The sequence below is a fragment of the Streptomyces sp. GbtcB7 genome, assembly GCF_019091445.1.
Classification (GTDB): Bacteria; Actinomycetota; Actinomycetes; order Streptomycetales; family Streptomycetaceae; genus Streptomyces; species Streptomyces mirabilis.
The window spans coordinates 1-1,242 of record NZ_JAGXJM010000117.1 but is presented as its reverse complement, the minus strand read 5'-3'; the positions used below and the strand labels follow the sequence as shown (position 1 = coordinate 1,242).

General features: G+C 62.0%; 1 protein-coding gene. It reads right to left on the bottom strand.

What is annotated here, in order from left to right:
• Positions 1-19: 19 nt before the first annotated feature.
• Positions 20-1,117 (bottom strand): twin-arginine translocation signal domain-containing protein, encoded by a 1,098-nt coding sequence (locus KVT44_RS55450; protein WP_254651232.1) that lies wholly within the window; start codon positions 1,115-1,117, stop codon positions 20-22.
• Between the last annotated feature and the right edge of the window lie 125 nt (positions 1,118-1,242).

Sequence of the window (1,242 nt, the reverse complement as noted above, 5' to 3'; positions counted from 1 at the left end):
CACACACCGGGGCCCTGGACTAAGAAGGGTCAGGAGGCCACACTGAGGTCAGTTGGTCCTTGAAGAACACGCTGGCCTCGAACTGGACGGGGCTGGTGGTGGTGATCTTGTCGGAGAAACCGAAGGCAAGTCGCGGGCCACTGGAGGACCGCCAAACGGCTATGCCCTGGGGTTCACGTCCGGGCAAGGAGGCGCCGGCCGTCGTCGCGAATTTCCAGCGGTATGCACTTCCAGGATCGTTCATGTCGATGCATATGATGTACGAGGGCGGGGTGGAGTCGCTGCTAGAGGGTGGTCCGCCGAAGAGCAGGTAGGCGTATTGCCCGTATGCGGTGATGCCCTGGAACAAGTCGCTGTCGTTCAGCCCGAGTTCGGCGTTGGTGGGAATGGCCCGCTCCAGCAGGCGCTTGGAAATGACACCCGAGGACAGCACCTCGGATAGGTCGAACAGCGCCAGACGCCAAGGGGTCGTCGTTCCCATGTACCGAATGAGAAGCCGGTTGTTGTAGGGATCGATCGCCGGACGAGGACAGTCGAGGAAGGTCGCGACGTCCATCGAGAACACCCCGAGATACTGTCCGCCGCGATTGAAGTAGTCGAGGTCGCCGCCGTCCTTGTACTTGAAGCGGGCGATCTTGTGACTGTTCGACGGCTCAGGCGGCGTGGCATGGGGATTCGAGCTCTCCCAGTCGCCTGCCACCCAGATGTAGGGCGATCCGTCGGTGTCGGGCTCGACCCCGATGGACGAGCCGTGGTCGAACGAGTGAATTGCCATGGCTCCGAGCACATTGCCCGAGAGATCGGTTCTCGTCACCCACAGATCGCCGTTGTCACTGCCCACTTTGGTCTGCACGAAGAAGATGTGCCCGTAGACGTGATCGTAGGCGAACGACTGCATCGCCCAGTAAGGCTGGTGAAGCGTCTGCCGCAAGACGGGATTACCGCCGGTCCCGTCGAGTTTGAAATGCAGGGTCGCATCCACCGTGGCATTGGCCGTTCCCACCGCGGACAGGGAGAGTCCGCCGGTCGCGGCGGCGACGGTCAACGCCGCGCTGCCACGAAGGAATGCGCGCCGGTTCGTGTGGTACTTGCCGCTCTCGTGGGTTATGTCGCTCAAATCATCACCCTCCAGGTCGCCTGACAGATTTTGATCAAACTAGCAGTCAGATCGCGGTGAGAGGAGTGATGAAACTGAACTCGTGAGGGGCGCGTGGGCAGGGCCCCGGTGTGTGCCCGGCTCGC